The 24,418-nt window shown below is 67.2% G+C and carries 23 protein-coding genes, 1 tRNA gene and 2 pseudogenes; 8 read left to right on the top strand and 18 right to left on the bottom strand.

What is annotated here, in order from left to right:
• Window positions 1–11: 11 nt before the first annotated feature.
• The 3 genes from pstA to pstS form a co-directional block, all read right to left on the bottom strand.
• Window positions 12–926: a phosphate ABC transporter permease PstA gene (pstA, locus tag PY257_RS01190; protein WP_275737920.1), complete on the bottom strand. Its 915-nt coding sequence runs from the start codon at window positions 924–926 to the stop codon at window positions 12–14.
• Window positions 923–1,882 carry a phosphate ABC transporter permease subunit PstC gene (pstC, locus tag PY257_RS01185; protein ID WP_275737918.1) on the bottom strand — a complete coding sequence of 320 codons (960 nt, stop codon included), beginning with the start codon at window positions 1,880–1,882 and terminating at the stop codon, window positions 923–925. The genes pstA and pstC overlap by 4 nt, the downstream gene beginning before the upstream one ends.
• Window positions 1,883–2,014: 132 nt before the next feature.
• A complete protein-coding gene (gene pstS, locus PY257_RS01180) occupies window positions 2,015–3,055 on the bottom strand; it encodes a phosphate ABC transporter substrate-binding protein PstS (protein ID WP_275737916.1) in 1,041 nt (346 codons plus the stop codon).
• A gap of 169 nt (window positions 3,056–3,224) precedes the next feature.
• On the opposite strand from pstS, the gene PY257_RS01175 reads away from it, so the two are divergent.
• The 4 genes from PY257_RS01175 to PY257_RS01160 all read left to right on the top strand — a co-directional run bounded on the left by PY257_RS01175 (window position 3,225) and on the right by PY257_RS01160 (window position 8,174).
• Window positions 3,225–4,433 carry an ABC transporter substrate-binding protein gene (locus PY257_RS01175; RefSeq protein ID WP_275737914.1) on the top strand — a complete coding sequence of 403 codons (1,209 nt, stop codon included), beginning with the start codon at window positions 3,225–3,227 and terminating at the stop codon, window positions 4,431–4,433.
• Window positions 4,434–4,497: 64 nt separating this feature from the next.
• Entirely contained in the window at window positions 4,498–5,979 is a 1,482-nt protein-coding gene (locus PY257_RS01170; protein ID WP_275737912.1) for a Ppx/GppA phosphatase family protein, read from the top strand.
• Window positions 5,980–6,485: 506 nt separating this feature from the next.
• Window positions 6,486–7,874 (top strand): CoA transferase, encoded by a 1,389-nt coding sequence (locus PY257_RS01165; RefSeq protein ID WP_275737910.1) that lies wholly within the window; start codon window positions 6,486–6,488, stop codon window positions 7,872–7,874.
• Window positions 7,875–7,952: 78 nt separating this feature from the next.
• Window positions 7,953–8,174 carry a hypothetical protein gene (locus PY257_RS01160; RefSeq protein WP_275737908.1) on the top strand — a complete coding sequence of 74 codons (222 nt, stop codon included), beginning with the start codon at window positions 7,953–7,955 and terminating at the stop codon, window positions 8,172–8,174.
• A 3-nt stretch (window positions 8,175–8,177) separates the two neighbouring features.
• Here the strand turns inward: PY257_RS01160 and PY257_RS01155 are convergent, their stop codons facing one another.
• The 3 genes from PY257_RS01155 to PY257_RS01145 all read right to left on the bottom strand — a co-directional run bounded on the left by PY257_RS01155 (window position 8,178) and on the right by PY257_RS01145 (window position 11,782).
• Entirely contained in the window at window positions 8,178–8,642 is a 465-nt protein-coding gene (locus PY257_RS01155) for a SixA phosphatase family protein (protein WP_275737972.1), read from the bottom strand.
• Between the two features lie 18 nt (window positions 8,643–8,660).
• The gene (ppk1, locus tag PY257_RS01150; RefSeq protein ID WP_275737970.1) at window positions 8,661–10,712 is read right to left on the bottom strand and encodes a polyphosphate kinase 1; all 2,052 of its coding nucleotides are present in this window, start codon (window positions 10,710–10,712) and stop codon (window positions 8,661–8,663) included.
• A 254-nt stretch (window positions 10,713–10,966) separates the two neighbouring features.
• Entirely contained in the window at window positions 10,967–11,782 is an 816-nt protein-coding gene (locus PY257_RS01145; RefSeq protein ID WP_275737906.1) for a GNAT family N-acetyltransferase, read from the bottom strand.
• A gap of 249 nt (window positions 11,783–12,031) precedes the next feature.
• Here PY257_RS01145 and PY257_RS01140 point away from each other — a divergent pair.
• Window positions 12,032–12,154 (top strand): annotated as a pseudogene (locus tag PY257_RS01140) (diguanylate cyclase domain-containing protein); the annotation flags it as partial.
• A 4-nt stretch (window positions 12,155–12,158) separates the two neighbouring features.
• The gene (locus PY257_RS16370; protein ID WP_275737976.1) at window positions 12,159–12,353 is read left to right on the top strand and encodes an EAL domain-containing protein; all 195 of its coding nucleotides are present in this window, start codon (window positions 12,159–12,161) and stop codon (window positions 12,351–12,353) included.
• Here PY257_RS16370 and PY257_RS01130 read toward each other — a convergent pair.
• The 11 genes and pseudogenes from PY257_RS01130 to PY257_RS01080 form a co-directional block, all read right to left on the bottom strand.
• On the bottom strand, window positions 12,319–12,849 hold the full coding sequence (locus PY257_RS01130; RefSeq protein WP_275737904.1) for a GNAT family N-acetyltransferase: 531 nt from the start codon (window positions 12,847–12,849) through the stop codon (window positions 12,319–12,321). The genes PY257_RS16370 and PY257_RS01130 overlap by 35 nt on opposite strands.
• Before the next feature lie 3 nt (window positions 12,850–12,852).
• Window positions 12,853–14,187, bottom strand: a complete 1,335-nt coding sequence (gene glmM / locus PY257_RS01125) for a phosphoglucosamine mutase (protein ID WP_275737902.1) — start codon at window positions 14,185–14,187, stop codon at window positions 12,853–12,855.
• A complete protein-coding gene (folP, locus tag PY257_RS01120) occupies window positions 14,184–15,056 on the bottom strand; it encodes a dihydropteroate synthase (RefSeq protein ID WP_275737968.1) in 873 nt (290 codons plus the stop codon). The genes glmM and folP overlap by 4 nt, the downstream gene beginning before the upstream one ends.
• Before the next feature lie 80 nt (window positions 15,057–15,136).
• A complete protein-coding gene (gene ftsH / locus PY257_RS01115) occupies window positions 15,137–17,053 on the bottom strand; it encodes an ATP-dependent zinc metalloprotease FtsH (protein ID WP_275737900.1) in 1,917 nt (638 codons plus the stop codon).
• Between the two features lie 309 nt (window positions 17,054–17,362).
• A tRNA-Pro gene (locus PY257_RS01110) sits at window positions 17,363–17,439 on the bottom strand.
• Between the two features lie 88 nt (window positions 17,440–17,527).
• Window positions 17,528–18,145: pseudogene (locus PY257_RS01105) on the bottom strand (helix-turn-helix domain-containing protein); the annotation flags it as partial.
• Complete coding sequence (kdsB, locus tag PY257_RS01100; protein WP_275737898.1) at window positions 18,142–18,912, bottom strand: 3-deoxy-manno-octulosonate cytidylyltransferase; 771 nt, start codon at window positions 18,910–18,912, stop codon at window positions 18,142–18,144. The gene kdsB and the pseudogene PY257_RS01105, both read right to left, overlap by 4 nt.
• Before the next feature lie 19 nt (window positions 18,913–18,931).
• Window positions 18,932–19,114 carry a Trm112 family protein gene (locus PY257_RS01095; protein ID WP_275737896.1) on the bottom strand — a complete coding sequence of 61 codons (183 nt, stop codon included), beginning with the start codon at window positions 19,112–19,114 and terminating at the stop codon, window positions 18,932–18,934.
• Between the two features lie 5 nt (window positions 19,115–19,119).
• The gene (gene lpxK / locus PY257_RS01090; protein ID WP_275737894.1) at window positions 19,120–20,184 is read right to left on the bottom strand and encodes a tetraacyldisaccharide 4'-kinase; all 1,065 of its coding nucleotides are present in this window, start codon (window positions 20,182–20,184) and stop codon (window positions 19,120–19,122) included.
• A 6-nt stretch (window positions 20,185–20,190) separates the two neighbouring features.
• Complete coding sequence (locus tag PY257_RS01085) at window positions 20,191–20,622, bottom strand: ExbD/TolR family protein (RefSeq protein ID WP_275737892.1); 432 nt, start codon at window positions 20,620–20,622, stop codon at window positions 20,191–20,193.
• A 15-nt stretch (window positions 20,623–20,637) separates the two neighbouring features.
• Window positions 20,638–21,270, bottom strand: a complete 633-nt coding sequence (locus PY257_RS01080) for a MotA/TolQ/ExbB proton channel family protein (protein WP_275737890.1) — start codon at window positions 21,268–21,270, stop codon at window positions 20,638–20,640.
• Between the two features lie 334 nt (window positions 21,271–21,604).
• On the opposite strand from PY257_RS01080, the gene xseA reads away from it, so the two are divergent.
• Both xseA and PY257_RS01070 read left to right on the top strand, forming a co-directional pair.
• Window positions 21,605–22,900, top strand: coding sequence for an exodeoxyribonuclease VII large subunit (gene xseA, locus PY257_RS01075; protein WP_275737887.1), 1,296 nt, complete (start codon window positions 21,605–21,607; stop codon window positions 22,898–22,900).
• 50 nt (window positions 22,901–22,950) lie between these two features.
• Complete coding sequence (locus tag PY257_RS01070; RefSeq protein ID WP_275737885.1) at window positions 22,951–23,532, top strand: superoxide dismutase; 582 nt, start codon at window positions 22,951–22,953, stop codon at window positions 23,530–23,532.
• Between the two features lie 76 nt (window positions 23,533–23,608).
• Here the strand turns inward: PY257_RS01070 and PY257_RS01065 are convergent, their stop codons facing one another.
• Window positions 23,609–24,103 carry a DUF192 domain-containing protein gene (locus tag PY257_RS01065; protein WP_419095639.1) on the bottom strand — a complete coding sequence of 165 codons (495 nt, stop codon included), beginning with the start codon at window positions 24,101–24,103 and terminating at the stop codon, window positions 23,609–23,611.
• Window positions 24,104–24,418 lie beyond the last annotated feature (315 nt).

The following is a 24,418-nucleotide window of genomic DNA, read 5'->3' as shown; positions in this document are numbered from 1 at the left end:
TGTCCTTACTGCTATTTTTGGCGGGTCATGACCCGCGCCAGGATGTTGAGGCCGAGCACCGCCACCGTGATCAGGAACACGCCGGCCCAGGCCAGTCGCTGCCAGTTCTCATAGGGGCTCATGGCGAATTTGAAGATGGTCACCGGCAGGCTCGCCATGGGCTTGCCAAGGTCGGCGGTCCAGAACTGGTTGCTGAGCGCGGTGAAGAGCAGTGGTGCCGTCTCGCCCGCGATGCGGGCCACGGCCAGCAACACCCCGGTGATGACGCCCGCGCGGGCCGCCCGCAGCGTGATGAGGATGATGACCTTCCACTTCGGCGTGCCCAGCGCGTAGGCCGCCTCGCGCAGGCTGGAGGGAACCAGCACCAGCATGTTCTCGGTGGTGCGGACGACCACCGGGATGACGATCAGCGCCAGTGCGATCACCCCGGCCCAGCCCGAGAAGCTCTTGAAGCGCGCGACCACGACGGCGTAGACGAACAGACCGATCACGATGGAGGGCGCCGACAGCAGGATGTCGTTGACAAAACGCGTGGTCACGGCCAGCCAGCCGCGCGTGTCGTATTCGGCCAGGTACACGCCGGCCATGATGCCGATGGGCGTGCCGATGAAGGTGGCCAGCAGCACCATCACGAACGAGCCGAAGATGGCGTTGGCCAGGCCGCCAACCTCGTTGGGCGGCGGCGTACTGGCGGTGAACAGCGTCGTACTGAGTCCGCCCAGACCCAGGTACAGCGTCTCCCAGAGAATCCAGATGAGCCAGAAGACACCAAAGGCCATGGCCGCCAGCGAGAGCGTAAGGGCCACTTGGTTCACACGCTTGCGGCTGGCGTAGCGCGTGGCGCGCACCTCGGCCAGCTTGGCAGCGGCGATGCGGCGCTGCGCGGTACTACCGGGGGGAGGAGTGGTGGTCGTGGTGCGGTTCATGCGAGCGAACCCTCATTCTTCTTCAACCGGGCCAGCAGCAGCTTGGACAGCGACAGCACGACGAAAGTAATGAAGAACAGCACCAGCCCCAGGTAGATCAGCGAAGCCTGGTGCAGGCCCGGACCAGCCTCGGCGAACTCGTTGGCCAGCGCCGAGGTGATGCTGTTGGCGGCTTCGAACAGCGACAGGGAATCGAGCTGGTTCATGTTGCCGATGACGAAGGTGACGGCCATGGTCTCGCCCAGGGCGCGGCCCAGGCCCAGCATGATGCCGCCGACCACGCCGGACTTGGTATAGGGCAGCACGACGCTCCAGACCACCTCCCAGGTGGTGGAGCCCAGGGCATAGGCCGACTCCTTGAGCATGGGGGGCGTGACCTCGAACACGTCGCGCATCACCGAGGCGATGAACGGAATGACCATGATGGCCAGGATGATGCCCGCCGAAAGGATGCCGATACCCACGGGCGGGCCCGACACCAGCGCACCCAGGTAGGGCACGCCGTGGAACAGCTTTTGCAGCGGCTGCTGCACGTAGGTGGCGAGGATGGGGCCGAACACCATCAGCCCCCACATGCCATAGACGATGGAGGGCACCGCCGCCAGCAACTCGATGGCCGTGCCCAGCGGGCGCTTGAACCAGGCCGGCGACAGTTCGGTCAGGAACAGCGCGATGCCGAAGCTCACCGGCACCGCGATCAACAGCGCGATGACCGAGGTGACCAGCGTGCCGTAGATCATCACCAGACCGCCGAAGTCCTCCTGCACCGGGTCCCACACACTGCGCGTGAGGAAGCTCAGGCCGTACTTCGAGATGGCAGGCCATGCCCCGACGACCAGCGAGAGCAGGATGGCCACCAGCAAGGCGAGCGTCAGCAAGGCAGCGCCACGCGCGAGCCAGCCGAACACGCGGTCGGCCAGCACACCGGACAACTGGGGCTTGGGTGAGGGAGGCATGGTCTTGGTCGCGCCGAAAGACCCCGCCACCTTCGGCGGGGTCTTCCGGCTGACCGGCAGTGTAGTTGACACGTTGGCGGGCTCGCGCTGTAGTGAAAGTGCGGGATAAGGGCGTCGCGAAAGCGGCGCTGCTTACTTATAAGCGATCGGCTTGCCGGACGCGTCCTTGATGTCATCCCACGACTTGTAGATGATGTCCTTCACGCTGTCGGGCATGGGAACGTAGTCGAGGTCGGCGGCGATCTTGTCGCCATGCTTGTAGGCCCATTCGAAGAACTTCAGCACCGTGGCAGCCTGCTGGGGCTTGTCCTGGGTCTTGTGCATCATGATGAAGGTCGCCGAGGTGATCGGCCATGCATTGATGCCGGGCTGGTTGGTCAGGATCTGGTAGAAGCTCTCGTTCCACTTGGCGCCGGCAGCGGCGGCCTTGAAGCTGTCGTCTTCCGGCGCAGCAAAGTTGCCGTTGGCATTCTGGAGCTGCGCGTAGGTCATCTTGCTCTGCTTGGCGTAGGCGTATTCCACGTAGCCAATCGAATCCGGCAGGCGGTTCACGAAGGCCGAAACGCCTTCATTGCCCTTGCCGCCCGCACCCGTGGGCCAGTTCACTGCCGTGCCTTCGCCGACCTTGGCCTTCCACTCGGCGTTGACCTTGGAGAGGTAGTTGGTGAAACCGAAGGTCGTGCCCGAACCGTCGGCGCGGCGCACCACGGCAATCAGCGCGTCAGGCAGGCTCAGGGTCGGGTTCAGGGCCTTGATGGCGGGGTCGTTCCAGTTGGTGATCTTGCCGAGGTAGATGTCGCCCAGCACCTGGCCGGTGAGCTTGAGCTGGCCGGAGGCAATACCCTTGATGTTGACCACGGGCACGATGCCGCCGATGACGGCGGGGAACTGCACCAGGCCCTTGGCCTTGAGTTCTTCGTCCTTCAACGGGGCGTCGGAGGCGCCGAAGTCCACCGTCTTGGCCTGGATCTGCTTGATGCCGGCGCCGGAGCCCACGGACTGGTAGTTGATCTTGATGCCGGTGGCCTTGTTGTATTCGGAGGCCCACTTGGCATACAGCGGCGCCGGGAAGGTGGCGCCAGCGCCCGTGGCTTCCTGCTGCGCCCATGCGGCGGAAAAGCCTGCGGCGGATGCGACCGTCACGGCCAGGATGCGGATCATCGAATTCTTCATGGAATACACCTTTCAAGGGTTGCACAAACTGTGTCGATGGGCATCGTAGGCCGCCGTCATGACGGGTTCATGACGGTCTTATTCCACGCTGCGGCGCGTGCGCGGGCCGTTCATGGACTTGTCACCGGCGCGCCTTAGGCTGGCAGCTGGCTTTTTTCCTTTTCGCGCCATGCCCACCAACGACCGCCAAGAACCATTTTCCCACCCTCCCCTTCCCGTCCCGCACCTGCGCCGCCGCCACTGGCTGCAATGGGGCGCAGGCACAGCGGCGGCGGCACTGCTGCCCGCGGCAGCCCAGAGCCCGCAGAGCGGCGCCGCGGCAGCGCCGCCCACCATCATCCAGATCGCCGACCTGTCGCGGGCCCAGCAGGACGTGAGCCGCGACTTCCTGGTCGGCTCGCGCACCGCCTGGCAGGAACTGAACGCCCGCGGTGGCCTGCGTGGCAGACCGGTGCGCCACCAGGTCATCGAAATCGATGGCACGCCGGCCAGCCTGCGCAACGCCTGGCAGGCCGCGAACGAGGACGCCACATGCGTGGCGCTGTGCGGCTGCGTGGGCAACTCGGTGGCCCAGGGCCTCCTGGAGCTGCAGCGCGACAAGCCCCCTGGCGAGCGCGCGGCCACGCTGGCGCAGGTCGCGCCCTGGCTGCAGTATTCGGCGGCGGATGTGGGCGACACCACCTTCCCCATCTTCGCGGGCCGGCAGGCGCAGATCGCCTACGCGATCCGCACGCTCTCGGTCGTGGGGGTGAGCGAACTCGGCGTCATCTACGCCGACGCGCAGACCCAGGCCGACGCGCGCGCAGAAATCGCCCAGGCCACCGCCAGCCTGGGCCTGAAGACGCAGGAATTCGTGCCCGCCGCGGGCGGCTCGCTCGCCACGCTGGGCCGCGACCTGCCGTCCACGGCGCCCGCCATGCTGCTGTTCGTCGGTGGCACGCCCGAGATGATTGAGCTGATCCGCGGCCTGCGGGCGCAGAACCTGTGGCGCTACCTGGTGGCGCTGGCCGACGTGAACCTGCAGGTGCTGGCGCAGTCGGGCATCGCGGCGCGCGGCGTGTCGGTCATCGCCACGCAGGCAGTCCCGATGCTCACCGCGGGCGTGCCGGTGGTGCGGCGCTACCGCGCGGCGCTGGCGCTCCTGTTCGACGAGCCCCCCTCGACGCTCGGCCTGGCCGGCTACATCGCGGCGCGCTACGCGGCCCAGGTACTGGCCGGGCTGGACGCGGCGCCCACGCGCGCCACGGCGCTCGCGGCGTTTCAGCGCCGCGCGACCATGGACCTGGGCGGCTTCGTCATCGACTACGCCGGCGGCCAGCGCAGCGCCACCGGCGTCACCCAGGGCATGCTGGCCACCGATGGCCGCATCGTGGGCTGATGCGCGGGTTTACCATGCGGGCTGTTCTCCCGCGCCTGTCTCCAGGCCCCTCCCTGGCCCCACCATGCAAAACGGAACCCTCCTCGCCGCCGTCGACCTCGGCTCCAACAGCTTTCGCCTCGAAATCGGGCGCTTCGAACACGGACAGATCCAGCGCGTCGAATACCTCAAGGAAACCGTGCGCCAGGGCAACGGCCTCGACGAGGAGCGCAACCTCACGCCCGAGGCGCTGCAGCGCGGCTGGGACTGCCTGGCCCGCTTCGCCGAGCGGCTGGCCGGCTTCCGGCGCGATCAGGTGCGCGCCGTGGCCACGCAGACACTGCGCGAGGCGCGCAACCGCGACGACTTCATCCGGCGCGGCAACGCCCTGCTGGGCTTTCCCATCGACGTGATCGCGGGCGCGGAGGAAGCGCGCCTGATCTACCAGGGCGTGGCGCGGCTGCTGCCCCAATCGGACGAACGGCGGCTGGTGGTGGACATCGGCGGGCGCTCCACCGAGGTCGTGCTGGGCCAGGGCTACGCCGCCAGCGCCGTGGCCTCGTACCGCGTGGGCAGCGTGTCGTGGTCGTCGCGCTACTTCGCAGACGGGCAATTCACCACGCAGGCCTTCCGCGGCGCCGAAGTGGCGGCCCGCGCGGTGCTCGAAGAAGCGCTGGAGTCCTACCCGCGCGGCGCCTGGGACGTGGCCTACGGCGCCTCGGGCACCGTGGGCGCGGTGGGCGACATCCTGGCTGCGCTGGGCGATGCGCCCGCGGGCACCATCACGCGCGCCGCGCTGGAGCGGCTGCAGGCCCGGCTGCTGCGCGCCCAGAGCGCCGACAAGGTGCGCCTGGAGGGCCTGAAGGACGACCGCCGCCCCGTCATCGGCGGCGGCGTCAGCGTGCTGCGCGCGGTGTTCGACGTGCTGGACATCGAGCGCATGCAGGTGGCCCAGGGCGCGCTGCGCCAAGGCGTGCTGTACGACCTGCTGGAGCGCGAACTGCCGACCACCGACCTGCGCGCGGCCACGGTGCGCGCGCTGATGCAGCGCTTCGCCGTCGACGCGCCACAGGCCGAGCGCGTGGCGCGCGTGGCCAACCAACTGTTCGAGCAGGTCGCGCCCGCGGGCAGCGAGCGCGCTGCGCGCAAGCTCGATTGGGCCGCGCGGCTGCACGAAATCGGCTGCCGCATCTCGCACGACGGCTATCCGCGCCACGGCGCCTACATCCTCGACAACACCGACGCGGCGGGCTTCGCCCAGCCCGAGCTGCACCTGCTGAGCACGCTGGTGCTGGGCCAGCGCGGCAAGGTGCGCAAGCTCGACGCCGACCTCGACAACCTGCAGTTCGTCACCCAGCTCCTGTGTCTGCGGCTGGCGCTGGCGCTGTGCCACGCGCGGCGCGACCCGGACATGGCGGGCAGCGCGCTGGCGCGGCGCGGCGCGGTGTTCACCTTCGCCGCGCGTGCCGGCTGGGCGGCGGCGTTTCCGCAGTCGGCCCATCTGCTGGCCGAGGAAGCGGTGGCGTGGCAGAAGTCGCCGTGGAGCCTGGCGCTCGACCTGCCTTGAGGGGCTTGGGGGCCGTGCGCCTGTTTGCCACCCTGCCGTGCTTTGCATGTGGCTGGCCGGGATGTGCGCCCGGCCAGCCGCAACAAAACCAACAACAGGCAAAAAACAGAATACTCCCCTGCATACCACCTGCCACCGCAGGAAAATAAAGCGGTGGAGGCACATACTCCCAGGTAGTATCGATAATCCTGGAAACGGCAGCTGGATGCGCCTGCCGGTGCCGCGATCGGCGTGCCAGGCAAGACGCGACGACGCGGCGGGCTTGCTGCCCGCAAGGAGGAGCAACGCCGCATGGCGCGCCGAGGGCGGTGCCGGCAGGTGCATGGCGCTCTCACCCACGAGGCGAACGCCATCGAAGCCGTCAACGCTCGATTGCCTGCGGCCTGGCAAGGGATGCAAAGCGGTCAACTGCTGTTTCCAGGAATAATCCACCCGCCCGAACACACCCATCTTGCGCAGCCGCCCGTACACGCTTTACCCTCGGACAGCCCCGCCAAGCTCCACCCATGCACGACACCCCCCTGCACCACTACCTGCGCGCGATCTGGTCCGCCGCCGGCGGCCCTGCCAGCGACCTCGCCCACACGGCCTTCACCGGCGACGGCGCCCTGCCCTCCGTCTTCGCGGTCAGCGACTTCGCCGCCGCCGCCATGGCTGGCGCGGGGCTGGCCCTGGCATCGCTCGTGGCCGCGCGCGGCGGCCAGCGGCCCGCCGTGCGCGTGGACCGGCGGCTGGCCTCGTTCTGGTTCGCCACCTCGCTGCGCCCGCAGGGCTGGAGCCTGCCGCCGGCCTGGGACCCCGTGGCCGGCGACTACGCGGCGCGCGACGGCTGGATACGCCTGCATACCAACGCCGCGCACCACCGCGCGGCGGCACTCGCCGTACTGGGCGCGCCGGCGGACAAGGACGCGCTGGCACAGGCGGTGGCCGGCTGGAACATGGACGAGCTGGAAACCACCGTGCTGGCACGCGGCGGCTGCGCGGGCGCGATGCGCCCGCAGGCCGATTGGGCACTCCACCCGCAAGGCCAGGCCGTGGCGGTCGAACCCCTGCTGCACAGCGCCGCCACCGGCAGCGGCCCGGCGCTCGCCTGGGCGCCCACGCCGGAGCGCCCGCTGGCCGGCATCCGCGTGCTGGACGCCACGCGCATCCTGGCCGGGCCGGTGGCCACGCGCTGCCTGGCCGGCTTCGGCGCGCAGGTGCTGCGCATCGACCCGCCGGGCTGGGAAGAGCCCGGTCTGGCGCCCGAGGTCACGCTGGGCAAGCGCTGCGCCCGGCTCGACCTGAAAGACGCCGCGGGCCGCGCCGCGTTCGAACGCCTGCTGGGTGAAGCCGACGTGTTCGTGCACGGCCTGCGCCCCGACGCGCTGGAGCGCCTGGGGCTGGGGGCGGCGCAGCGCCAGCGCATCTGCCGCGGCCTGGTGGACGTGTGCCTGGACGCCTACGGCTGGAGCGGCCCGTGGCAGGGGCGGCGCGGCTTCGACAGCATCGTGCAGATGAGCACGGGCATCGCCGAGGCCGGCATGCGCCTGGGGCGGCGCGACCGCCCAACGCCGCTGCCGGTGCAGGCACTGGACCAGGCTGCGGGCTACCTGCTGGCCATGGCCGCGGTGCGCGGCCTGCAGCGGCGGCTGGAGACCGGCCAGGGTAGCCAGTGGCGCGCGTCGCTGGCGCGCACCGCCGCGCTGCTGGCCAGCATGCCGCCCGGTGCCGAGGGCCTGGCGAATGCATTGCGCCCCGAGGAGGCGGACGACCTGGCGCCGGGCCTGGAGGCCACGCCCTGGGGGCCGGCGCGGCGCTTGCTGCCACCGCTGGCGCTCGACGGCGCGGCGATGCGCTGGGACCTCCCGGCGACGGCGCTGGGCAGCGCTGCGCCGCGTTGGGCTGATGCCTGATTTACAGTAATCAGGCATCAGCGCTTGAATTTATCCTAGAAACGGCAGTTGACCGCTTCGTATCCCTTGACAAGCCGCATGAAATCAAGCGTTGACGGCTTCAATGGCGTTCACCTCGTGGGTGAGAGCGCCATGCACCTGCCAGCACCGCGCTCGGCGCGCCATGCGGCGTTGCTCCTCCTTGCGGGCAGCAAGCCCGCCGCGTCGTCGCGCCTTGCCTGGCACCCCGATCACGGCACCGGCAGGCGCATCCAACTGCCGTTTCTAGGTTTATTGCGGCAGCAGCTACATTTTTTATAGCGATCAAAGCAGATCGGGCGACTGCACCGCGACCAGCAGGGTCTGTATGTCCTCGTTGCGTTGGCGCTGGCGCAGCCACCAGACGGCCCCTTTGCGCACCGCGCATTCGGGCGTCTGCATGCCCAGCAGCAGGGCCGCGGTCTGGCCCAGCATGGGCTGGTGGCCGATGACCAGGATGGCGCCGCGCGCGCGCGGCCACTGCACCAGGTCCAGCAGGTCCTGCGGCCCGCCGCCGGGCAGCAGTTCGGCGCGCAGCTTGTATTTGCGGCCCAGCGCCAGCGCGGTCTGCTCGGTGCGCCGGGCGGGGCTGGCGATCACGCGCAGCCCCTCGGGCAGTTGGCGGTCCAGCCACGCGGCCATGCGTGCGGCCTGTTTTTCGCCGCGCGCCGTCAGCGGGCGCTGCAGGTCGTCGCCGCCCTCGGCTGCGTCCTCGGCTTCGGCATGGCGCCAGAGAATCAGATCCATGATCGTGGGCATCGGCTGGCGTCAGACCATCAGCACGGCCGGACCAGGCTGGCGGTAGCGGGCCATGAGTGCATCCTGCGCGCCGCGCCCGCGCCCCGGCGGGTTGGTGCGGGCGTAGGTGCCGTCGGGGCCCAGCACCCAGGCGTCGCGGTCGTCCCCCAGGTAGGCCACGAGGCACTCGTCGATGATGTGCTGGCGCAGCGCCGGGTCGGTCACGGGCCAGGCCAGCTCCACGCGGCGCAGCATGTTGCGGTTCATCCAGTCGGCGCTGGAGAGGTACAGGTGCTCCTCCGCGCCGCAGCGGAAGTAGAAGACGCGCGAATGCTCCAGGAACCGCCCGACGATGGAGCGCACGCGTATGTTGTCGGTCACGCCGGGCAGTTGCGCGGGCAGCATGCAGGCGCCGCGCACGATGAGGTCGATCTTCGCGCCGCGCTGGCCCGCGCGCACCAGGGCGCGCATGAGGGCGTCGTCGGTCAGCGCGTTCATCTTGGCGACGATGCGCCCGCCCTCGCCGCGCGCGGCGGCCAGGCCCGCCTGGTCGATCTTCTCGATCAGGCGCTTGTGCAGATGGAACGGCGCCAGCCACACGCGGCGCAGCCGGGGCAGCCGGCTCTGGCTGGCGAGGTGGCGGAACACGTCGTCCATGTCGGCGGTGAGCTGCTCGTCGGCGGTGAGCATGCTCAGGTCGGTATACAGGCGCGCGGTGCGCGGGTTGTAGTTACCGGTGGAAAGATGGCCGTAGCGGCGCAGGCGCTGGCCTTCGCGGCGCGTGGCGAGCAGCATCTTGGCATGGGTCTTGAGCCCCACCACGCCGTAGACCACCTGCGCGCCGATGGATTCGAGCGCCTCGGCCCAGTTGATGTTGGCCTCTTCGTCGAAGCGGGCCTTCAGCTCGACCACTGCCGTCACCTCCTTGCCGTTGCGCACCGCTTCGCGCAGCAGGTTGAGCATCTCGGGGTCGGAGCCGGTGCGGTAGATGGTCTGCTTGATGGCCAGCACCTGCGGGTCGCGCGCGGCTTCGCGCAGAAAGGCCAGCACGCCGTCGAAGCTCTCGAATGGCTGGTGGATGAGGATGTCGCGCTCGCGCATTTGCTGCATCAGCGGCAGGCCCGCCTGCAACTGGCGCGGCATGACCGGGCGCCAGGCGGGGAACATGAGGGCCGGGTCGTTCACCAGGTCCACCAACTGGGCCAGCCGCACCAGGTTCACCGGGCCCTGCACGCGGTAGGTGGCGGCGGCGGGCAGTTCGAACTGGCGCTGCAGGAAATCGAGCAGGAACTGCGAGCAGCCCGAGGACACCTCCAGCCGCACCGCCATGCCGTAGTTGCGGTGCTCCAGGCCCTGGCGCAGCGCGGTGCGCAGGTTGCGCACGTCTTCCTCGTCCACCGCGAGGTCGGAATGGCGGGTGACGCGGAACTGCGAGAACTCGGTCACCTCGCGCCCCGGGAACAGCCCGGCGAGTTGCGCCCGCACGATGCTGGAGAGGCTGACGAAGGTCTTGCCCTCGGGCGCCACCTTGGCCGGCAGGCGGATCAGGCGCGGCAGCACGCGCGGCACCTTGACGATGGCGATCTCGTTCTCGCGCCCGAAAGCGTCGCTGCCCTTGAGGCGGACGATGAAGTTGAGCGATTTGTTGGCCACCTGCGGGAACGGGTGCGCCGGGTCCAGCCCGACGGGCATGAGCAGCGGGCGCACCTCGCGCTCGAAATAGTCGCTCACCCATTGGCGCTGCTGCGGGTTGCGCTCGCCGTGCGAAAGGACGTGGATGCCCTGGCGCGTGAAGGCGGGCATGAGGGCTTCGTTGTAGAGCGCGTACTGGCGTGCCACGAGGTCGTGCGCATGGGCGGCCACGGCCTCGAAGGTCTGCACGGTGTAGAAACCCTTGGTTTCCTGGCTGCGCGCGGCAGTCAGGTGGGCGGCGGCGCGCACCTCGAAAAACTCGTCGAGGTTGGAGGAGACGATGCACAGGTAGCGCAGGCGCTCCAGCAGGGGCACGTCGTCGCGCAGGGCCCAGTCGAACACGCGCTCGTTGAAGGCCAGGATGCTGCGGTCGCGGTCGAGGAAGGCGATGGCCGTGGGCGCGTCGGGCGGCGTGGCTGCGGGGTGCGGGCGCGAAGGCGCGGTGTACGGGCCATGCAGGGCCTCGGCGGTGGGCGGCACATCGTCCGCAGGCGTCGCCGCCGCGGTGGCGGGGATGTCAAAAGATACTGGTGGCGTGGGGCCGCGATTCACGGAGCGTTCTGAAATAGAGATGGACGACAGTAGCACACCGTCACGCGAAAGTCACATGACAGTTCATGACGATGCCCCAAGGAGTCCGGATTCTACGCGGTGCCGAGGAAGTGGCGCCGGTAGCGCGGCGGCAGGTCGGCGATGCGCATCATCATGGGCAGGTCGGCGGTATTGAAGTCCGGGTCCCAGGCCGGGGCGCCCAGCACGCGCGCACCCAGGCGCAGGTAGCCCTTGATGAGCGCGGGCGGCTCCACGTCCAGGCTGCCGTCGAGTTGGTCCACCGGCAACGGCAGACGCGGCAGCACGTGGTATTCGATAGGCGCCAGGTGGGTCTGGCGGATCTGGTGCCAGATGCTGGCCGCTGCGTCGCCGCTCACCATGCCGTTGTGCAGCATGGGGATGCTGGCGCAGCCGATCATGGTGTCGAGCCGATTGCGAACCATGAAGTCGGCCAGCGCGCCCCAGAGCGCCAGCACCACGCCGCCGTGGCGGTGGTCGGGGTGCACGCAACTGCGGCCCAGCTCCACCATGCGGGCGCGCAGGCTGCGCAGGCGGGTCAGGTCGAACTCGGTGTCGCTGTAGGTGCTGCCGACGCGCTGGGCCTGCACGGGCGTGAGGACGCGGTAGGTGCCGATGACCTCGCCCGACGCCTCGTCGCGCACCAGCAGGTGCTCGCAGTAGTCGTCGAACAGGTCGATGTCGTGCCCCGGGATGCGCGTGTCGAGCCGCGCACCCATTTCGGCGGCGAAGACCGTGTGGCGCAGGCGCTGGGCCTGGCGCACCTCGTCCTGGTGCCGCGCCCAGCCGACCGTGATGCCTGCGGCAGCCGTGGCGCCGGACGCCGCGCCGCGTGAGGGCGCGGCAGTGCGGGACGGGGGCGGGAACAGCGAGGGCAGCGAGGTCGTCATCGGGTGAACTCCATCCAGGAACAACAATGGCGGCAGTGTGGAGAACGTGCGTGACGACGCCGTGTCGTACCGGTGACGACTGCATGACACCCCGGCCGGAGGACTGCCAACGGCATGTTCCTGCCTGCAATCCCGCCCGTGGCCGTACCCCACCCCTTCGATACCTGCCGCGATGCCTGTGCAGCCGCGGCCTTCGTCGGCGTCCTGTGCCTGGCGCCGAGCGGCGTGCTGGTATGGAAGCTGCATATCGCCCGGCGCAACCAGACGCCGCTGGCGGTGGTGTTCCTCGACCCGGAGCATTTCAAGAACGTCAACGACTCCCTGGGCCACCGCATCGGCGACGCGCTGCTGGTGGCGCTGGCCCGGCGGCTGCTGGATGGGCTACTCGTCGCTGAGCCATCTCAAGCGCTTTCACATCTACAAGCTCAAGATCGACCAGTCGTTCGTGCCGGACATCACGTCGGACACGGAAGACCGCGCCATCGTGCGAGGCCTTTCTGGCGCACGCGCGGCAGCACAGCGCCAGGCCGCGCAGCTCAGGCATCGCGTGGATCGAGCCACTTCTGCATGAAGCGGGCCGTCCCCGCCTGCAGGTCGATCGCATAGTCGGCAAAGCCGGCACGCCGGTACAGGGCAATGGCGCTGCCGTTGCCGGACAGCACCTCCAGCGTGAGCTTGCACGCACCGCGCGCGCGGGCCAGCGCCTCGACGCGCGCGAGCATGCGCCGGGCGATGCCAAGGCCGCGGTACTCGGACCGCACCGCCACGTCGTGCACATTCACCAGGGGACGGCACGCGAAGGTGGAGAAGCCTTCCAAGCAGTTGACGAGGCCCGCCGCATGCTCTTCGCCATCCCGCCGCACCCATGCGATGACGCTGAAAGCGCTGGGTCTGCGTGACAGTTCAGCGGCAAGGTGCTCCCGAGCATAGGCCGACAATGGCTCGCCGCCGCCCATGGGGTCGCGCGCATAGGCATCGAGCAGTTCGACCAGCGCCGCCGCATCCGCGGGGTCGCCGTAGCGCACGTCGCGCACATCGATGACCAGGGGTGTTTCCACTGTATCCATGATTCAGGACTCCTGGGCCGCGAGGGCCAGCCGCTCGGCGCAGGCACGGGCGCGTTGCGCGTCCTCGGCCTCGACCATGACGCGCAGCAGCGGCTCCGTGCCGCTGGCGCGGATCAGCACGCGCCCGGCCTTGCCCAGTTCACGCTCGACCTGGCGGGTTTCCTCGCGCAGGCGGGCGTTGGCAGCCCAGTCCTGGCCCAGCCGCAGCCGCACGTTGGTGAGCGTCTGCGGGAACAGCGCCAGGCCCGCGAGCAGTTCGGCCAGCGTCTTGCCGCCGCGTACGCAGGCTTGCAAAACCTGCAGCGCGCTGACCAGCCCGTCGCCCGTGGTCTGCTTGTCGCGCACCAGCAGGTGGCCCGAGCCTTCGCCGCCGAGCAGCCAGTTGCGGCGCTCCAGCTCTTCGAGCACATAGCGGTCGCCCACCCTGGCGCGCACGAAGTCGATGCCCCGCGCCTGCAAGGCCAGCTCGACGGCCATGTTGGTCATGAGCGTGCCGACCACGCCCTGGACAGGTTCGGCGCGCACCAGGCGGTCCTGCACGATCAGGAACAGCAGTTCGTCGCCGTTGTAGAGCCGGCCCGCGGCGTCCACCATCTGCAGGCGGTCGGCGTCGCCGTCGAGGGCAATGCCGAAGTCGGCCTGGTGCTCGCCCACGGCCCGCACCAGCGCCTCGGGATGGGTGGCGCCCACGCCCTGGTTGATGTTGAGACCATCGGGAGCGCAGCCGATGGCCACGACCTCCGCGCCGAGTTCATGGAACACCTTGGGTGCGATATGGTAGGCCGCACCGTGCGCCGCATCGACGACGATCTTCAGGCCGCGCAGCGTGAGGTCGTGCGCGAAGGTGCTCTTGCAGAACTCGATGTAGCGGCCCGCCGCGTCGTCGAGGCGGCGGGCCTTGCCCAGCGCGGACGAATCGGCCCAGACGGGCGGCTGCTCCAGGGCCGCCTCCACATCCTGCTCCCACGCATCGGGCAGCTTGGTGCCCTGGGCGCTGAAGAACTTGATGCCGTTGTCCGCATAGGGGTTGTGGCTGGCGCTGATGACCACGCCCAGGCTGGCACGCTGGGTCCGGGTCAGGTAGGCCACGCCCGGCGTGGGCAGCGGCCCCAGCAGCACGACATCGACGCCCGCCGAGTTGAACCCCGACTCCAGCGCGCTTTCGAGCATGTAGCCGGAAATGCGCGTGTCCTTGCCGATCAGCGCCGTGGGCCGCTCCTGCGTGCGGCGCAGCACGCGGCCCACGGCATGGGCCAGCTTGAGCACGAAGTCCGGGGTGATCGGCGGCTGGCCCACGGTGCCGCGGATGCCGTCCGTTCCAAAATAACTGCGGCTCATGGCCGTTCTCCTTGTTGCATGGCAGCCGCTGTGGGCGCCTTCTCTTCTTCCTGCGCCACGGCCTGCCATACGGCAAGCCCTGCGACCGTTTCCTTCACGTCGTGCACGCGCACGATGCGCGCGCCCCTGTCCACCGCCAGTACTGCGGCGACTACGCTCGGCGCCTGGCGCTCCCCGACACCAAGCCCTGTCACCGCACCCAGGGACGACTTGCGCGACCAGCCGGCCAGCCAGGGGTAGCCGCATGCCAGCTCGTCCTGGCGCGCAAGCAGGGCGAAATTCTGTTCCACGGTCTTGCCGAAGCCGATGCCCGCGTCGAGCACGATGCGCTCGTGCGCGATGCCCTGTGCCTCCAGGGCGTCGGCGATCTGGATGAGGAAGCTGCGCACCTGGGGAACCGCATCGCCATGCATGGGCAGCGCCTGCATGGTCTGCGGGTCGCGGTGCATGTGCATCACGCACAGGCCGCAGGTGGCGTGCGCGCGCACGGCCTCCACCGCGCCAGGACGGCGCAAGGCCCAGATGTCGTTGACGATGTCCGCGCCCGCGTCCAGCACGGCGCGCATCACCTCGGGCTTGTAGGTATCCACGGAGATGGGCACGCCCAGTCTCACGGCTTCGCGCACCACGGGCAGCACGCGGGCCAGTTCGTCCGCCAATGGCACCGCCGGGCTACCGGGGCGCGTGGACTCCCCGCCAATGTCGAGGATGGCCGCCCCGTCCCGCAAGAGTTGCTCGCAATGGCGCAGGGCCGCGCCAGCGGTCGCATGCGTGCCGCCGTCCGAGAAGGAGTCGGGCGTGACGTTGACGATACCCATGACCTGCGGACGGGACAGGTCGATGGAAAAGCGCGCGGCCTGCCAGTGCATGGCTTCAGGCACTCAACACATCGCATATGGAAAAAACGGGGCATTGCGCCCCGTTTTTGGTTACCGCCTTCACAGCAGTATCAGGCAGCGGTGGGCGCGGGATCCGGTGCCACGGCAGGCGTGCCGCCACTGCTGCCGCCGCCCGACGGCGGGGTGCGTGGCGTCCAGTCCTTGGGCGGGCGTGGCTCCTTGCCGGCCATGATGTCGTCGAGCTGCTCGCTGTCGATGGTTTCCCATTCGAGCAGGGCCTTGGCCATCGCGTGCATCTTGTCGGAGTTGTCCTCGATCAGCTTGCGCGCCAGGGCATACTGCTGGTCGATGATGCGGCGCACCTCGGCATCGACCTTCTGCATGGTCTGCTCGCTCATGTTGGTGGTCTTGGTGACGGATCGGCCCAGGAACACCTCGCCCTCGTTCTCGGCATAGACCATGGGGCCGAGCGATTCCGTCATGCCGTAGCGCATGACCATGTCGCGGGCGATCTGCGTCGCGCGCTCGAAATCGTTGCTGGCGCCGGTGGTCATCTGGTTCATGAACACCTCTTCCGCGATGCGGCCGCCGAACAGCATGCTGATCTGGTTGAGCATGTACTCGCGGTCGTAGCTGTAGCGGTCCTGCGCCGGCAGGCTCATGGTCACGCCCAGGGCGCGGCCGCGCGGAATGATGGTGACCTTGTGCACCGGATCGCACTTGGGCAGCAGCTTGCCGATCAATGCATGGCCCGATTCATGGTAGGCCGTGTTGCGGCGCTCCTCCTCGGGCATGACCATGGACTTGCGTTCCGGCCCCATGATGATCTTGTCCTTGGCACGTTCGAAGTCCTGCATCTCGACCGTGCGCGCATTGCGGCGGGCGGCCATCAAGGCCGCTTCGTTGCAGAGGTTGGCGAGATCGGCACCCGACATGCCAGGCGTGCCACGCGCGATGATGCCGGCATTGACATCCTGGGCCACGGGAATCTTGCGCATATGTACGTTGAGGATCTGCTCACGGCCCCGGATGTCGGGCAGCGTGACGTACACCTGCCGATCGAAGCGGCCCGGGCGCAGCAATGCGGCATCCAGGATGTCGGGCCGGTTGGTGGCCGCCACGACGATGACTCCGAGGTTGGTCTCGAAGCCATCCATTTCCACCAGCATCTGGTTGAGTGTCTGCTCGCGCTCGTCATTGCCGCCGCCCAGCCCTGCACCGCGCTGGCGCCCGACCGCATCGATTTCGTCGATGAAGATGATGCAAGGCGCATTTTTCTTGGCGTTCTCGAACATGTCACGCACGCGGGCAGCGCCAACGCCGACAAACATCTCCACGAAATCGGAGCCCGAAATGCTGAAGAACGGCACCTTGGCTTCACCAGCAATCGACTTGGCAAGCAAGGTCTTGCCCGTACCCGGAGGGCCCACCAGCAACAGGCCGCGCGGGATGCGGCCACCCAACTTCTGGAATTTCTGCGGGTCCTTGAGGAAATCGACGACTTCCTTGACTTCTTCCTTGGCCTCGTCGCAGCCCGCGACATCGGCGAACGTGACCTGGTTGTTGTTCTCGTCTAGCATGCGGGCCTTGCTCTTGCCAAAGCTGAACGCCCCACCCTTGCCGCCGCCCTGCATCTGCCGCATGAAGTAGACCCATACGCCGATGAGCAGCAGCATCGGCCCCCAGCTCACGAGCAGGGTCATGAGAAGCGACCCCTCTTCACGGGGCTTGACATCGAACTTGACGTTGTTGTTGATGAGATCACCGACCAGCCCGCGGTCCAGATAGGTGGCAGTCGTGCGGATCTTGCGGTCGTCAGTGGTCGTCGCGACGATCTCGGTACCGCCCTGCCCTTCCTGGATGGTGGCGGACTTGATGCGGTTGCCGCGTACTTCCTCCAGGAAGTCGGAATAGCCCACATAGCCCGCACCGGCAACCGCCCGGGAGTCAAACTGCTTGAAGACCGTGAACAGCACCATGGCGATCACAAGCCATACGGCAATTTTGGAAAACCATTGATTGTTCAAGCAGGGCTCCAGTCGCGTGGAAGTTGGGCAGATACAAACCTAGTTGGAAGCAATTTTAGGCGCTTCAAGAGCTGTCTGCCGTTTTTGCCTACTGTAGCCATGGACTCCGCTCGCACATGATGCGGAGACAGCCGGCGAAGCAAGGGAAGAAGTGACGCCAGATTGAACTTCGACTTTCCCACCGCGTCGGTCGGTTCGTCGCAAGCGCCGCCCGCCACCGCGGGAAAGTCTCAGCGCCTTGCACACGAAAATTCAAACTCTCCCTCAATCGACCGCTTTACCGGTCAAGGGCACCCATGCAACAGAAAATGGTCGGAGCGGCGGGATTCGAACTCGCGACCCTCTGCTCCCAAAGCAGATGCGCTACCAGACTGCGCTACGCTCCGACTGCGCTGATTCTAATCGCTGCTGGCTTGCGTCCACCTGCTCCTCCGCAGCGGCATGCATCGGCGTCAAGTGCAGCGTGGTCTGCCCGGCCCAGACCTGCTGGCCCGAGTTCCAGACCACGCGGCGAAAGCTGTGGCGGCTGTAGCGCAGCGTAGCCACGAACAGGCGGGGCCTGCAGCCAGCGCTCCGAGCCGGGCACGCGGGTGGGCGTGCCTTCGCCGTAATCGACTTGCATCTCTTCGCCGGGCAGCAAGCTCAGGCGGTCGAACTGCTCAGGTTCTCGCGTACACGGATGCGGGCCACGAAACGCTTGCCGCAGTTGTAGTGCCCGGCAAAACCGTGGGCGTCGACCAGTTCCTGGTAGATGGCGGTGGTGTTGCGGCCCAGGCGAAGCTGCGCTTCGATGAAGGCGCGGTGGGGTTCGCACAGGGATATGGCGATCGGGGCGACCACCGGCAGTGAAGCCAGTGGCCGGGGTGGAGCAGTATGGCTGGCCACAGGGGCGGGCGGGTCGGTGGCCACCCTGGGGCAGTTTGCATCGTCGGGCGGCTGGGGCGGCGGATCGCCTTGGGCCTCAAAGCGCTTGGCCCAGGCTCGGATGGTGTGGCGGGAAACGCCGGTGCGGCGCTCGATCTCGCTCTGGGTGTTGCCCGCGCGCAGGAGCGTCCAGATGGTGGTTTGCAAATGTGGCTTCAAGACGTTCATAACGCCCGCCAGAGGGCCCGCACGCGTTCCAGGTCCTCCGGCGTGTCGACCCCCGGGCTTGGCGCGCCAGGGGCGACGTGTACCCCAATCCGGCAGCCATGCCACAGTGCACGCAATTGCTCCAGCGACTCTGTGGCTTCCGTTGGCGCCACCGGCAGCGTCGGAAAGCGCCGCAGGAAGGCTGCGCGGTAGCTGTAGATGCCCACGTGCCGCAGCGGAGCGTGGAGTTGGGCGGCGCCAGCCTGCCGCCACCAAGTAGTTCCCTGCTGTCCGCGCGCGTGCGGAATCGCGGCGCGGCTGAAGTACTGGGCACAGCCGTCGTGACTGAGTATCACTTTGACGACATTGGGGTTGTCGAACTCCTCCGGCGTCGCAATGGGATGTGCGGCTGTCCCCATGTCTGCATGCGCGGATGCCTGCAGCAGCGCTGCTACGGCGTCGATCAGCGCCGGGTCGATCAGGGGCTCGTCCCCCTGGACGTTGACGACGATGGCATCGTCGGCCAGCTTCAGGATCTGGCTGGCTTCGGCCAGGCGGTCGCTGCCCGAGGGGTGGTCCGGCCTGGTCATGATGGCTTCGACGCCATGCATGCGGCAGGCATTCACGATCTTTTCGTCATCCGCGGCCACGACGGTTCGCATGGCCTGGCTCTTGTGGGCCTGCTGCGCAACCCTGACGATCATCGGCAGGCCGTGGATGTCGGCCAATGGCTTGTCCGGCAGGCGCGTGGATGCCATGCGGGCGGGGATGACGACCGTGTATGCCATGGGGGGTAGATTCCAGGAGCTACAGCCCCAGTTCTTCGTCGGTCAGGGTACGGGCCTCGTTTTCCAGCATGACCGGAATGCCATCGCGCACGGGGTAAGCCAGCCGGGCGCTGCGAGAGACCAGTTCCTGCCTGTCGCGGTCATATGTCAGCGGGCCTTTGGTGACGGGGCACACGAGCAGTTCGAGCAGTTTGCTGTCCATGGGATTTACGGTTCGCGATGCGGGATTTCAAGGGCTGGGCCTGATGATAACGAGGCTTCCTGCAGCGCCTGGTCGAATGCATCCCAGAACGCATCGTCTAGGCGCACGTGCAGGGGCACCGCAAGCGCCTGGGGATGGGTGCGCCAGAGCTTGACGGCATCCTTTTCCGTGCAGACGAGCCTGCGGTTGGTGCCGCAGGGGTTGGTCCAGATGGAAAAGTCCGCATGGTCGGGCAGGGCCTCCACCCGTTCCAGGCGCAGCCCCTGGCTGCGCAGCGCATCGAAAAAAATCTGCGGCTGGCCAATGCCGGCTACGGCGCAGAGCGGTGCCGCGCGCAGCACGTCGAACGGCACTACGGTTCCGTGCGCATCGCAGGCATGCTGCGCAATCGTCCGGTACGCCCGGAAGCCGGCGAAAGCCGGCGAATTGCCGGTGTGCAGGACAAGCATGCGCACCCCGGGCGGCGGGGTCCGCGGCCATGCCTCGCGCAGCAGGCCTGCGGGCAACTGGAAGCCGTTGCCGATGCCCCGGTCGTCGAATACGCACACTTCGACATCGCGCGCGAGCGCATAGTGCTGCAGGCCGTCATCGCAGACGAGCACGTCCGTGTCTGCGTGGGTCGCCAGAAGGGCGCTTGCGGCCCGGGAGCGCGCAGACGCAACGAATACGGGGGCGCCCGTGGCCCGGTGGATCATGGCCGGCTCATCACCTGCCTCGGCAGGGTCGCTGGCGGCCGTCACCGCACATACTGCCGCGCTGCCGGGGCCGGTGCGCCGCCCGTATCCACGCGACAGCACGCCAGGGCGGAAGCCTCGGGCGCGCAGATGCCGAACGATCTCGATCACGACAGGCGTTTTGCCCACGCCGCCCACTGCCACGTTGCCCACGACGACGACAGGCACTGGCGCCCGGTAGACAGCTATGGCACCGCAGGCATACAGCCAGTGCCGCACATGCACCGCAGCCCCATACAGCAGTGAAGCGGGCCACAACAGCCAGGTCAAGGTACTGCGGGATAACCAGCTTTCAGTAAGTGTCGCCCGCAGCGTGCGCCGTGCAGCCAGCGGCATCGGGGGTCAGTGTTGGCCCGCCTGCGCGGGGGCCTGGGTGGCAAAGGTGATCTGAGCCAAGCCGGTGCGGCGCGCGGCCTCCATGACCGTGACGACGGACTGGTGCGTGGCGTTGGCATCTGCGCTGATGACGACGACGGCGGTGTCCCGGCCATCGCCTGCGGCGGCGAGCAAGGCGCGGCCAAGCGTGTCCACTGCGTTGCCGGAAACCGCAGTCTTGTTGATCGCGTACTTTCCGTCCGTCGTGACGGTGACGACGATCTCGCGCGGACGGTCGCGTTGCTGCTCCGCATCGGCCAGGGGGAGCTTGAGCTGGAGTTCGGTGAACTTGCTGTAGGTGGTCGACAACATCAGGAAGATTAGGATCACCAGCAGCACGTCGATGAACGGGATGAGGTTGATTTCGGGTTCATCCCTGGAGCGCGAGCGGAAGTTCATGGCCCTGTGCCCGCTTCAGTTGCCGCGCCGGAACCGTGCGAGATGCCGGGCGAACCGCTCCGAGGCCAGTTCCATTCCCAGCAGATAGCTATCCACGCGGCCGCGGAAGTACCGCCAGAAAATGAGTGCAGGAATCGCCACGATGAGTCCGAACGCAGTGTTGTAGAGCGCAATTGATATCCCCTGCGCGAGCTGCGCGGGGTTGCCCGACGATACGCCGCCGCCTGTCTGTGCGCCGAAAATTTCGATCATGCCGATCACGGTTCCCAGCAATCCCAGCAGCGGCGCCGCAGATGCAATGGTAGCCAGCGCGCCCAGATACTTTTCCAGTCGATGTCCGACAGCCCTGCCAGCACCTTCCATTGTGGCTTTCAGTTCGCTTTCGCTGCATCGGGGATTGGCATTCAGCGCCCGGAGCCCGCTGGCGAGAATTTCGCCGAGTGCGGAGTTCTGCTCCAACTGCGTGACAACATCGGGCGTCGGGAGGTTGTTGGCCGACACAGTCAGCGCTTCGTTCAAGAGCTTGGGTGGGGCAACCCGCGAGGTTCTCAGGGCCAGGAAGCGTTCGAAAATCAAGGCCAGAGCCAGGACGGAACATGCGATAAGGGGCCAGATCGGCCATCCTGCGGCCTGTATGATCGAAAACAATTGACGGTTCTCCGCGCAGCAAGGAATTCGCGTGTGATTATGGCCCACTTGTTTGTCCGCTTTCGCGTGCGGCCGTGCAATTCAGCCCTTGGAGGCCGCAGCGTGTGGATAACTTTGTGGGAAACCAAGCGCCTCGCCTTTGCCCCCGCATCCAGGTGCGTCTACCGCAAGCCATGCCACGGTACAACGGATGCATGAAGGTATTCAAATCATTGACTTATCGCTGCTGGGGGTGGCTGACGGCCAGCGGCCCGGCCTGGGTGTTGCGGTATGCCGAAGGCCCGTCCTGTGGACTTCTTCCCTTGGAAAGCGCCGGAAACGCGCATGAACGCTAATGTTGGACGCCCGAACTGCTGAATTTCCACCCCGTTCCTGGGAAGTCGGCGCGTTATGCCGCGCCATTGCGGACACTGTTGCAGCCCGGTTCAACCCCGTTGCGGTTTCCGGCGAGATTTCCGCGTTTTCGCGCGCAGCCAGCGGCCACTGCTACTTCACACTCAAGGATTCCCAGGGCCAATTGCGTTGCGCCATGTTCCGGCGGGCATCGCAATTGCTCGATTTCTCGCTCCGCGACGGAGACCATGTGGAAGTCCGCGGACGCCTCGACGTCTACGCCCCGCGCGGGGATTTGCAGCTTGTCGTCGAAAGCGTCTCGCGCGTCGGGCAAGGGGTCCTGTTCGAGCGGTTCCTGCAGCTCAAGGCGCGGCTGGAAGCCGAGGGGCTGTTCGACAATGTCCGCAAGCGCGCATTGCCCCGGGCGCCGCGTGCCATTGGCGTGGTGACTTCCCTGGGCGCCGCCGCATTGCGCGACGTCGCCACCGCGTTGCACCGCCGCGTGCCGCACATTCCGGTGACCGTGGTCCCGGCGCCGGTGCAGGGCGCGAATGCGGCAGCGCAACTGGCGCAGGCTCTGGGGGCATTCGGCCCGGGGCATCCATCGACGGCGAACGTGGACATCGTCTTGCTGGTCCGGGGGGGTGGCTCGCTGGAAGATCTATGGGCTTTCAACGACGAAGGACTGGCCCGCGCGATTGCGGCCAGCCCCGTACCCGTGGTAACCGGCGTGGGGCATGAAACCGACTTCACGATTGCCGATTTCGTGGCCGACCTGCGCGCGCCCACGCCGACCGCGGCTGCCGAACTGGCCGCTGAACCCCGCGCTACCTGGTGGAATGCAACCCTGCTGGCTGCGAACCGCATGGAGTCCGCCGTGCTGCGGCAATTGGATGGTCAGGCATTGCGGCTCGATGGCATGGCTGCGCATTTGGGGCGGCCTTCGGCAGTGGCGGGGCGGCATGCTCTGGCATTGCAGGCGCAAGGCCAGCGGTTGCATCATGTGACACGCAACGCGGTGGCCCAGGCCAGAATGATGTTCGAGCAGCAACGCGCCCGCTTGCCCGTGGCCTTTTCGCGGGACATGGAACGTCGGCGTCCGGCACTGGAAAACATGCAGCACCGCTGGGCGGCGCTGGATCCTCGTGCGATCTTGCGGCGCGGCTATGCCTTGCTGTCCGATGCGCAAGGACGCTCCATCACCAGCGCCCGAAACGTAGACCCGGGCCAGATGGTGCGTGCGGCCCTTGTCGATGGAGAGGTTGATCTGATCGCCACCGAACGGCTCTTGTTTTAGTTTCTACAATCAGTGCGGATTTTCCAACAACGACCTACGAGGAACCCACCATGGAACACACCCTGCCTCCCTTGCCTTATCCCATCGATGCGCTTGCACCGCATTATTCCCAGGAGACCCTGGAATACCACCATGGCAAGCACCACAAGGCGTATGTGGTGAATCTCAATAATCTCCAAAAGGACACGGAATTCGAGAGCCTTCCGCTGGAGGAGATCGTGAAGAAGTCGTCGGGCGGCATCTACAACAACGCCGCCCAGATCTGGAACCACACGTTCTTCTGGAACTGCATGGCGCCCAATGGCGGCGGCGAGCCCTCGGGCAAGCTGGCCGAGGCCATCCAAGCCAAGTGGGGAAGCTTCACAGCGTTCAAGGAAGCGTTCGTGAAGTCCGCAGTGGGCAATTTCGGCTCGGGCTGGACCTGGCTGGTGAAAAAGCCCGATGGCAGCGTCGACATCGTCAACACCGGGGCCGCGGGCACGCCGCTCACCACTGGCGACAAGGCGCTCCTGACGGTGGACGTGTGGGAGCATGCCTACTACATCGACTACCGCAACCTGCGGCCCAAGTTCGTGGAGACCTTCCTGGACAAGCTGGTGAACTGGACGTTCGCGCAGTCCAATTTCGGCTGATTTGCAGATTCCCAAAAAGAAGAGCCGGCTTGCGCCGGCTCTTCTTTTTGGGCGCAAGCCCGTGGATATCGCCAGGTCAGCGGGCTCCTGCCTGGAAGGGTTTGCCTGTCAGCCTGAAACCGGCCTTGATCCCTTTTTTGGCGAACCACCCCTGGTGCATTTCCAGCACAAAGCGCACGGGTTTTCCGGAACAATGCGAGTCCAGGGTCTGCGGCTTCATGTCGGCAAGGTTCACGATGGTGCCATCGTCCGCCACGAAAGCGGCGGTCAACGGCAGCAGCGTGTTCTTCATCCAGAAGCACTGCGTTGCAGGCTCTTCGAACACGAACAGCATGCCCTCCTGCGGAGGCATCTCCGGACGGTTCATCAGCCCGATCTGTCGTTGCGCCGGGGTGAGTGCGACTTGTGCGTCGATCTGGTACATGCCCGCCGCCAGCGGTACCCGCGGCAGATTTGTCTGCGGACCTTCCTGCGCATGGCCTGTTGCAAAAACGAGTGGCAGCAGAGCGGCCAGCACCGCAGTGCGCGCATGAACCACCAAAGAGCGTTGCTTCCGCATCGTGCCAGCCATACCAAGTCTTCTCATTCCAAAAGGCCGCAGAAGGAATCCGCCGGCGCGTATCGATTCTCGTCGATAACGCCGACTCATTCTCATGAGGTGGTCTTCTTGGTCTTTATCGATTTCTTCTTGGCCACCTTGTGATGGCTGCTTGCCGCCGCCTGCTTGTGAGTGGCCTTGGCGCCGGGCGCTACCGATGAAGTTGCCGCAGGAGGATTCACCGATTACGGTGCGGGCATCGTGGATTGCGCCCCCGCAAGCGGGAGTGTCAGGATTTCTGTGTGCAAGGCGGTTGAATGTTAGCTGAGGTTTAACGGTTGTTGGATT

Source organism: Curvibacter soli (genome assembly GCF_029211125.1).
In the GTDB taxonomy this organism is placed as follows: Bacteria; Pseudomonadota; Gammaproteobacteria; order Burkholderiales; family Burkholderiaceae_C; genus Curvibacter_A; species Curvibacter_A soli.
Note: the sequence above shows the minus strand (reverse complement) of the source record. Positions and strands in the feature narration are given on the sequence as shown.

Coding starts and splice junctions, on each gene's coding strand:
- pstA (WP_275737920.1), bottom strand. CDS start 926: ATGAACCGCACCACGACCACCACTCCTCCCCCCGGTAGTACCGCGCAG.
- PY257_RS01160 (WP_275737908.1), top strand. CDS start 7,953: ATGAAATCAAGCGTTGACGGCTTCAATGGCGTTCACCTCGTGGGTGAG.
- pstS (WP_275737916.1), bottom strand. CDS start 3,055: ATGAAGAATTCGATGATCCGCATCCTGGCCGTGACGGTCGCATCCGCC.
- PY257_RS01145 (WP_275737906.1), bottom strand. CDS start 11,782: ATGACGACCTCGCTGCCCTCGCTGTTCCCGCCCCCGTCCCGCACTGCC.
- pstC (WP_275737918.1), bottom strand. CDS start 1,882: ATGCCTCCCTCACCCAAGCCCCAGTTGTCCGGTGTGCTGGCCGACCGC.
- folP (WP_275737968.1), bottom strand. CDS start 15,056: ATGCACTGGCAGGCCGCGCGCTTTTCCATCGACCTGTCCCGTCCGCAG.
- PY257_RS16370 (WP_275737976.1), top strand. CDS start 12,159: ATGGGCTACTCGTCGCTGAGCCATCTCAAGCGCTTTCACATCTACAAG.
- xseA (WP_275737887.1), top strand. CDS start 21,605: ATGTTGGACGCCCGAACTGCTGAATTTCCACCCCGTTCCTGGGAAGTC.
- PY257_RS01070 (WP_275737885.1), top strand. CDS start 22,951: ATGGAACACACCCTGCCTCCCTTGCCTTATCCCATCGATGCGCTTGCA.
- PY257_RS01095 (WP_275737896.1), bottom strand. CDS start 19,114: ATGGACAGCAAACTGCTCGAACTGCTCGTGTGCCCCGTCACCAAAGGC.
- glmM (WP_275737902.1), bottom strand. CDS start 14,187: ATGAGCCGCAGTTATTTTGGAACGGACGGCATCCGCGGCACCGTGGGC.
- PY257_RS01165 (WP_275737910.1), top strand. CDS start 6,486: ATGCACGACACCCCCCTGCACCACTACCTGCGCGCGATCTGGTCCGCC.
- kdsB (WP_275737898.1), bottom strand. CDS start 18,912: ATGGCATACACGGTCGTCATCCCCGCCCGCATGGCATCCACGCGCCTG.
- PY257_RS01175 (WP_275737914.1), top strand. CDS start 3,225: ATGCCCACCAACGACCGCCAAGAACCATTTTCCCACCCTCCCCTTCCC.
- lpxK (WP_275737894.1), bottom strand. CDS start 20,184: ATGCCGCTGGCTGCACGGCGCACGCTGCGGGCGACACTTACTGAAAGC.
- PY257_RS01065 (WP_419095639.1), bottom strand. CDS start 24,103: ATGGCTGGCACGATGCGGAAGCAACGCTCTTTGGTGGTTCATGCGCGC.
- PY257_RS01170 (WP_275737912.1), top strand. CDS start 4,498: ATGCAAAACGGAACCCTCCTCGCCGCCGTCGACCTCGGCTCCAACAGC.
- PY257_RS01085 (WP_275737892.1), bottom strand. CDS start 20,622: ATGAACTTCCGCTCGCGCTCCAGGGATGAACCCGAAATCAACCTCATC.
- PY257_RS01130 (WP_275737904.1), bottom strand. CDS start 12,849: ATGGATACAGTGGAAACACCCCTGGTCATCGATGTGCGCGACGTGCGC.